Here is a 7,373-nt window from a genome sequence, read left to right on the forward strand (position 1 = left end):
AAACTACTGATTATCCACAGTGTGAGCTTCTAATAACGGTTCATACATCATTAACGCATGGTTTTCTGTAATATACTCATCGTCTATTTGTTTCCCTGCACGATTATAGACTCGTCTGAAAATAGTATTATGACGTACATATCCTCCCCAATGTTCATGGGTCATACGGTGATCTTTTTCATATACTTCATACGTTGATAATAAAGGGTGCTCTGTACGCCATTCTCCAACTAAATGTGAATCGGTCAAATAGACATGAAGTTGGAAGGTTTGGTTCGTATTATTTGAAATTTGGAGATCTAAGTAATTATATTCACAAGTTGCGCCACTCCCAAATGGTTGAGTTCGATTTGAATCAGGGAATACGTCATAGCTGTGGCGATGTCGTTCAACAACGGTTAAAGGGGTATGTAATGTAATCCAATAGAGTAAATTGGATAGCTGACAAAGTCCCCCACCGATCCCGGGTTTAAAACGTCCATAAAACAAGACCATGCCATTTACATAGCCCTTATATTTGTTAGGGTTTCCAATTAACTTCCAATAGGAAAAGGTTTCACCAGGCTTGATGACGATTTTATTTAGCTGTTTTACCGCAATGCTTAAATTCTGTACTTTATTTTCTTGATACCACATGTCTACATCTTTCAATTTTCTATATAAAGACGTTCGGTGCTGAATAGCTTGGTGAGGTAACAACTCTTTAGAAAAAGATTGACTGTATTTTTTCTTATCCCCCATCCATTCTATTCTTCTTTTCGTTCGGTAGTAGTGTTTCCCGAGGAAAAGTCGTAGCGGTGACCGCTTCTTCGGCTGTAAAGCTAATGATTTTAATAGCTCCATTCTAATCCCTCCTTACAATTGTATTTATATTCTAGGTTAAATTTTTTTCTCCTTCTTTAATAGTTGGACGAAAGTCACTTTTACTAAAAACAATACATATAATGAACAGCTTGTCACATATGTTGTAGATATGACTTCAATGGAAGAGGAGTGAAAGGATGAAACAATTGTTTCGAGGAATCCTTCTCTTAACGGTGGCAGCATTTTTAGGAGAGTGCTTGGAATTCCTAATTAATATGATTATTGCCAGGCAACTTGGGGAGGAAGGGTTAGGGCATTATATGTCCATTCTTCCGATTATCTTTTTTATTGTGATTATTGCGTCCTTAGAGTTACCCGTTTCCCTTTCAAAATTAATTGCGGAAAGTGAGAAATCTTACCATAAGAGCACTTTACGCTATACGACGCGATGGACGATTATCTTAACCGGTATTTTTGTCACGATTGGTTGGCTTATCTTTACCGTCCTTCCTTTTTTTTCTTCCTATCACCCAATGGTTCGTTGGTTAATGGTGCTTTTAATTCCCATTGTTGCTTTTTCTAGCTTGAGTCGGGGATATTTTATGGGAATTGGAAAGATGGGTAAGATTGCTTTTTCAAATTTCTTACGCAAAGGTGCACAATTATTTTTATTAGTGACTGTTTTTCGCCTGTATGAGTTCAGTTCTGAGTCGGCTCTATTTGTCGCATTATGTGTGCTTATTGCTTCGGAAATGATGGTATTCTTCTATTTGCTTCATGCCTATCTTTTTCAATGGAAAAGGATTGATGGGCATGGGCATCAAAAGGAAGCGAATCAGCAGGAAATAGGCAAAGCCTTATTATCTGTCTCTTTGCCAACGACATTTCTACGTGTATTTCATGCCATCGCACATGCCATTCAGCCATTTTTAATAAAGGCTGCCCTCATTCATTATGGCATGAGCACAATCCAGGCAACGGAGCAATTTGGACTATTAACAGGAGTGGCCATGACCATTGGCTTTTTTCCAGCTTTTATTGCTCATTCGCTATTAGTCGCACTTATTCCAGCTGTATCAGAAGCTAGCGCTAAAGATAATGAGGAGAAGATTATCAAAATGTTAAAAGGTGTTTTATGGGGGACATTTGCCTATAGCGTACCTGTTGTTCTAGCTTATTACTATTTGGGAGAAGCACTAACGTCTATGTTCTTTCCTGGTTCAGAAGCAGCCCTCTATTTACAATTATTATGGCCCTATTTTTTAATTCATTTCTTTATTCTCCCTTTACAAGCTTTTCTAATTGGTCTTGGACTTGTCAAGGACGCTTTGTACCATACGGTATGGTCAACTGTCATTTCTTACTCACTTTTATACCTGCTAGGAGCTCAAACCGATTTAGGGATGCGGGGCATCATTATTGGAATGAATACTGGGGGAATGCTCCTTCTTATGCTTCACCTCTATACATTAAAAATGAAACTAAATCTCAAATTTGGGTCGATCTGGCTTCCTTTTCGTCGTTCAACATAAGTCAACATTTAGTTGAATAATGATTAAATAGGGACTATGTATAAAATGGTATGAAGATGAGGAGGGCAAATATTGAAGGAAGCAGCAAGGAGGGAAATATCTCGCTTAATTGGAGTGTTACGCGACGAACAGTGTGAGAATGGCTCTTGGGATTATCCTTTTGATACAGGGATTAAAACAGATGCCTATATGATCATCTTATTACGGTCTTTAAAAATGAGGAAGTATGAATCATTAATTCAAGAGCTTGTTGAACGGATAGAAAGCGAGCAAGACGATTCTACAGGTGGATGGAAATTGTTTTCTGATGAAAAAGGTGCGAACCTTTCTTTAACAATAGAAGCGTACTATGCTTTGTTATATTCACGATATCGTACTGGGAATGAAGACAATATGGTGAGGGCAAAACAGATGATTCTAACAGCTGGGGGCATCGAAAAAGCCGATATGTTTACAAAAATAACCTTAGCGATAACGGGGCAATTTTCATGGCCATCTGTTTTTCCTATTCCCGTCGAATTGATGCTATTGCCTCCAACGTTTCCAATTAGTTTCTTTGATATTTCCGTGTTTGGTCGTGCTAATTTAGTACCAATCTTATTGTTAGGAGATGCGAAGTATCAAAGGAAGACGAAAAATAGCCCAAATTTGTCTTCATTGAGCTCAAAACGAGATGGAGATGGATGGCAGGAATACCGTGCAAACGATTGGAAGAACTTCACTAGTAATGTAAAGCAAGGGACTTTATCTTTAATTGGATTACCATGGGAGCTTCACCGAATTGCAAAAGAAAAAGCGAAAACCTATATGCTCGAACGTATTGAACCAGATGGAACCCTACTAAGTTATTTTAGCGCGACGTTTTTTATGATATTTGCCCTAATGTCTTTAGGCTATAAACGAAATGATTCGACTATCCAAGAAGCTGTACAAGGATTAGTAAAGATGAAATGTAGCATAAAGGGACATACTCATATGCAATATACCACGGCTAATGTTTGGAATACGACGTTAATTAGTCATGCTCTTCAGGTAGCTGGTGTCAATCATCATCATTCAATGATCGTTAGGGCAAATGAATATTTAGTAAAGAGACAACAAGTTTTATATGGTGATTGGTATGTGAATGCAGAAACAGCAGTTCCAGGTGGATGGGGCTTCTCACATATTAATACGTTAAATCCAGATGTTGATGATACAACAGCAGCCTTGCGGGCAATCGTTAATATGGTCTATGAACGTCCAGCACTTCATGGATCATGGTCACGTGGAGTTTCATGGATTCTTTCTATGCAAAATGATGATGGGGGATGGCCAGCATTTGAAAGGAAGGTTAATAAAAGGTTCGTGCACCTCTTACCAGTACAAAAACCAGAATTTTTATTGACAGACCCTTCCACGGCTGATTTAACAGGGAGAACATTAGAATATTTAGGGAACTACGTTCATCTTATGAACACTTACCCTAACATTCAACAAGGCAAGGAATGGTTATATCGAAATCAGAAGCGTGATGGTTCTTGGTATGGAAGGTGGGGAATCTGTTATATATACGGTACTTGGTCTGCTTTAACAGGGCTAATTGCCGTTGGAGAACGTAGCGATAAAAAAGCTATTCAAAAAGCGGTGACGTGGTTAAAAAGTATTCAAAATAAAGACGGAGGATGGGGAGAATCCTGTTTAAGTGATATTGAAAAAAAATACATCCCATTAAACAGTAGTACCCTTACTCATACAGCTTGGGCCGTTGATGCCCTGCTCGCTGTCGAACAAAAGAGCAGCCCTGCAATAGAAAAAGGGATTCAGTTTCTTATTAAAGAAGGGGAAAAGCAGGATTGGACGACCGAGTATCCAAAAGGCCAAGGGATGGCAGCTAGTTTTTATATTCATTATCATAGTTATCGATATATATTTCCTTTAATTGCATTAAGTCACTATGTAAGAGCAGTTAGTGAAAAATGATAAGAAGAAAGCGCACTAGCAAGTACAAAACTTGCTAGTGTGGCAATTGTCCTTGTGTATCTAAATAGTATTCTTCTATTTTCAAAGGGAACTGCATAAGTGTTTCAGTTATCGATTTGAAAAATAATCGCGATGCATTAAAAAAAGATACGACCGTAGAGGCTTTGGGTATGTCCTAAAAGAATTCTATATACTGATAGATAGACAATATAGTTATTTAAGAAAAAGGCTAAATTATCATAAATTCACATTGTCTAAAAGGATAATATTTGAAATAATGGTATTAAACTGTAGAAGGTAAAGTAGGTATTTCTATCTAACTGTAATGCTTTATATTGTGGTAATAACAACGGACTAAGTCTGATATTTATTGTTTATCATTTCGTTATCTTTAAGTAGCCGTTCTTTTTCTTCTTCAGGACAGCTATCCGCTTAAACAATTTAAGACTTCACATCAGTCTCTTTTTAGGATCTTTAACAATTGAAGAGTTGAGTTGAATAGTTGTGAAAATTATCGAAATTTGATTTTGCTTTACTCGTATAAATTTATGAATAGGGGTGAGTAGGGATGATGAAAAAACAGTTAAAGAGTGTGGAATTGGGGCAAACCATACAAGTGCGTTTAGTCTCCAACTTAAAAAAATCGCAGGAATACTATCGTGATGTACTAGGATGTAAAATTGATGACTGGGGACACGTAAAAAGGGATGGAATGACGATTATTCTCCAACAATCGAAATCCCCCGAGGATGTGCGACCAAATGCTCCATCAAAAAAACGTTCAGATTATCCAACTGATTGGATAGGACCTGAATTTGGATGGGACACATTTATTCACGTTAGTTGGGAGGAATTAGATATTCTAGTTGACGAATTCAGAGGCAATGGTGGAGATATTGCAGTTGAACCATTTACGGGCAAACACGGCAAGTGGGAGTTTAAGAATACTTGTATAAAAGACCCCGACGGATACAATATCGTTTTAGGTTCAATGCGTGAACTTTAACTCCAATTTAATACTCCCATGCTCATAGCATTAATAAAAAATGCTTCAGTAGCTTATTCTAGATTAGTCGCGAATGAATGAAAACAATTCAACTTCCATTACCCGATAGCACAGTTATACCACAAGGGAATGTTAGACGTTATGAATTACATAATGGAAGGGTTATATTTTAGAGTTTGCGGGGATGTTCTCGAATTTAAGTATTCAGTAAAAGGGTGCAATTCAGGAGGATGAATTGGACTTTTTCTTTGTGAAATGGATTAGTAGTTAACTAATGTCATTCGTCTCGAGTGCTTAAATTAGGAGGTGATGTTGTTGAGTGAAAATAGATTGTGAATACATAGTGGTGTAGTTAGAGATTGTTGTTTTTGGAGGGGATCAAAATGAAAAAGAATGTAAACACCGCCCTGACGACCATTGAAATTAGTTTAATCATTCTAGCTATTCTATTCTTTCTTTCAGGAGAGAGAGAAATTCCGTTAGGAGGGAATAGAGTACTAGTTGATCGTTCATATATCATATATGGTTATAGAGCATTATTACTTTTCTGGATTATTCGGGGATGTCGTTCTTTAGTTTCAAGCATAATAAATAAGAAAAGAAAACAATTATGGAGCGATGTAGCCTTCTTAATTGTATGTGTAGGTATTATAGTATGGTCTTTTCTAAAATATATGTGAACGAAGAAGGTAAGGAAATGAGTTGTATTTTTTAGTAGGTAGATAAATGATTTCGAATAAAAAAGCCATTTTGATCAATTTCAAAATGGCTTCTTCTTATTCATAATTGTATTATTTTCATCCAACATCAAAGTGTTATTTAATTAATATCCGTATTAATCTGTTTGAAGGTACTGCCCCATTCGGACATTAATTGCAAAATAGGTTTAATAGATTCTCCTCTATCAGTTAAGGAATATTCCACCTTTGGGGGAACCACAGGGTAGACTTTTCTCAAAATGATTCCGTCTGATTCTAACTCTCTTAGTTGCTTTGTTAACATTCGGTGGGATACTTCTGGAAGTAGTCTTTGTAATTGGCCATATCTTTTAGTCCCATCAGATAAATTCCACAAAATTAACGCCTTCCACTTTCCCATAATGGTATGTAACGTCAGGTCTACAGGACAATTAAAAGCTTTGTCATTAATTCTATAGTCTCCCATCATTTCTCCTCCAAGCATTCCGTCATCTTATATACTAACTTATTTGTTAGTATATATCTTAAAAGTGCATACTTGTTTCATAAGCATATATATTATACTATTTTTTTGTAATCAACAACGTTTAATAATAGATAATATAAAAAGGAGAGATTTTCTTGAAACACTTAGTCATTTATGCTCATCCAAACCCACAAAGCTTTAATCACGCTATTCTTGAAACAGTTGTAAATAAATTAGAAGGACAAGGAAATGAAGTAGTTGTTAGAGATTTATATGCATTAAATTTTGAACCGGTCTTAAGTGGTCAAGACTTTGCAGCATTTCAAGCTGGGAATACTCCAGATGATATTAAAGTTGAGCAAGACCATGTAAAATGGGCAGATGTGATTACATTTGTTTACCCAATTTGGTGGACAGGGCTACCTGCCATCTTAAAGGGCTATATTGATCGAGTATTCGCTTATGGATTTGCTTATGCTGTAAATGAGCAAGGAGGTTATGAGAAACTACTTGCTGGTAAAAAAGCAGTAGTGTTTAATACTATTGGTCATCCAGAAGGTTATTATGAGGAAGTAGGTATGATTGGAGCAATGAAGCAAACGAGTGATACTGGTATCTTCGATTTTGTCGGTATTGAAACACTGGAACATAAGTTCTTTGGTGCCGTTCCTTCTGTTGACGATGCAACGAGAAAACAAATGCTCATCGATGTTGAAGATATTATGGAGAAACTGTTTAGCTAAGCTTGTTAGTTTAGTAATTTCTAAGAAAGAGACGCTTAAAGGTTCTGCACCCCAAAAGTTAGAGTTAAAAACTAATTTTTGGGGTGTTTTTGTATGGCAAAATATAGTGACGATTTAAAATTAACCATTGTTAAAGAATATCTAGAAGGACCAATGGGATTT

The 7,373-nt window shown here is 36.5% G+C and carries 7 protein-coding genes; 5 read left to right on the forward strand and 2 right to left on the reverse strand.

Going from position 1 to position 7,373, the window contains the following annotated elements; all coding sequences use genetic code 11:
- Positions 1-3: 3 nt before the first annotated feature.
- Positions 4-843 carry a VanW family protein gene (locus WAK64_RS21365; RefSeq protein WP_336589018.1) on the reverse strand — a complete coding sequence of 280 codons (840 nt, stop codon included), beginning with the start codon at positions 841-843 and terminating at the stop codon, positions 4-6.
- 158 nt (positions 844-1,001) lie between these two features.
- Between WAK64_RS21365 and WAK64_RS21370 the strand changes: the two genes are divergently transcribed.
- From WAK64_RS21370 to WAK64_RS21385, 4 genes are all read left to right on the forward strand, one after another.
- Positions 1,002-2,336, forward strand: a complete 1,335-nt coding sequence (locus tag WAK64_RS21370; RefSeq protein ID WP_336589019.1) for an oligosaccharide flippase family protein — start codon at positions 1,002-1,004, stop codon at positions 2,334-2,336.
- A gap of 72 nt (positions 2,337-2,408) precedes the next feature.
- Complete coding sequence (locus WAK64_RS21375) at positions 2,409-4,298, forward strand: terpene cyclase/mutase family protein (protein ID WP_336589020.1); 1,890 nt, start codon at positions 2,409-2,411, stop codon at positions 4,296-4,298.
- A gap of 568 nt (positions 4,299-4,866) precedes the next feature.
- Positions 4,867-5,304 carry a VOC family protein gene (locus WAK64_RS21380; RefSeq protein WP_336589021.1) on the forward strand — a complete coding sequence of 146 codons (438 nt, stop codon included), beginning with the start codon at positions 4,867-4,869 and terminating at the stop codon, positions 5,302-5,304.
- Between the two features lie 383 nt (positions 5,305-5,687).
- Entirely contained in the window at positions 5,688-5,984 is a 297-nt protein-coding gene (locus WAK64_RS21385; RefSeq protein ID WP_336589022.1) for a hypothetical protein, read from the forward strand.
- Between the two features lie 139 nt (positions 5,985-6,123).
- Here the strand turns inward: WAK64_RS21385 and WAK64_RS21390 are convergent, their stop codons facing one another.
- Positions 6,124-6,471: a winged helix-turn-helix transcriptional regulator gene (locus tag WAK64_RS21390; protein WP_419465979.1), complete on the reverse strand. Its 348-nt coding sequence runs from the start codon at positions 6,469-6,471 to the stop codon at positions 6,124-6,126.
- 152 nt (positions 6,472-6,623) lie between these two features.
- Between WAK64_RS21390 and WAK64_RS21395 the strand changes: the two genes are divergently transcribed.
- The gene (locus tag WAK64_RS21395; protein ID WP_336589023.1) at positions 6,624-7,211 is read left to right on the forward strand and encodes an NAD(P)H-dependent oxidoreductase; all 588 of its coding nucleotides are present in this window, start codon (positions 6,624-6,626) and stop codon (positions 7,209-7,211) included.
- Positions 7,212-7,373 lie beyond the last annotated feature (162 nt).

The organism is Bacillus spongiae, from assembly GCF_037120725.1.
Classification (GTDB): domain Bacteria; phylum Bacillota; class Bacilli; order Bacillales; family Bacillaceae_K; genus Bacillus_CI; species Bacillus_CI spongiae.

Excerpts from the sequence above, each read along its gene's own strand:
- WAK64_RS21365 (WP_336589018.1), bottom strand. The coding sequence starts at position 843 with ATGGAGCTATTAAAATCATTAGCTTTACAGCCGAAGAAGCGGTCACCG.
- WAK64_RS21390 (WP_419465979.1), bottom strand. The coding sequence starts at position 6,471 with ATGATGGGAGACTATAGAATTAATGACAAAGCTTTTAATTGTCCTGTA.
- WAK64_RS21370 (WP_336589019.1), top strand. The coding sequence starts at position 1,002 with ATGAAACAATTGTTTCGAGGAATCCTTCTCTTAACGGTGGCAGCATTT.
- WAK64_RS21380 (WP_336589021.1), top strand. The coding sequence starts at position 4,867 with ATGATGAAAAAACAGTTAAAGAGTGTGGAATTGGGGCAAACCATACAA.
- WAK64_RS21385 (WP_336589022.1), top strand. The coding sequence starts at position 5,688 with ATGAAAAAGAATGTAAACACCGCCCTGACGACCATTGAAATTAGTTTA.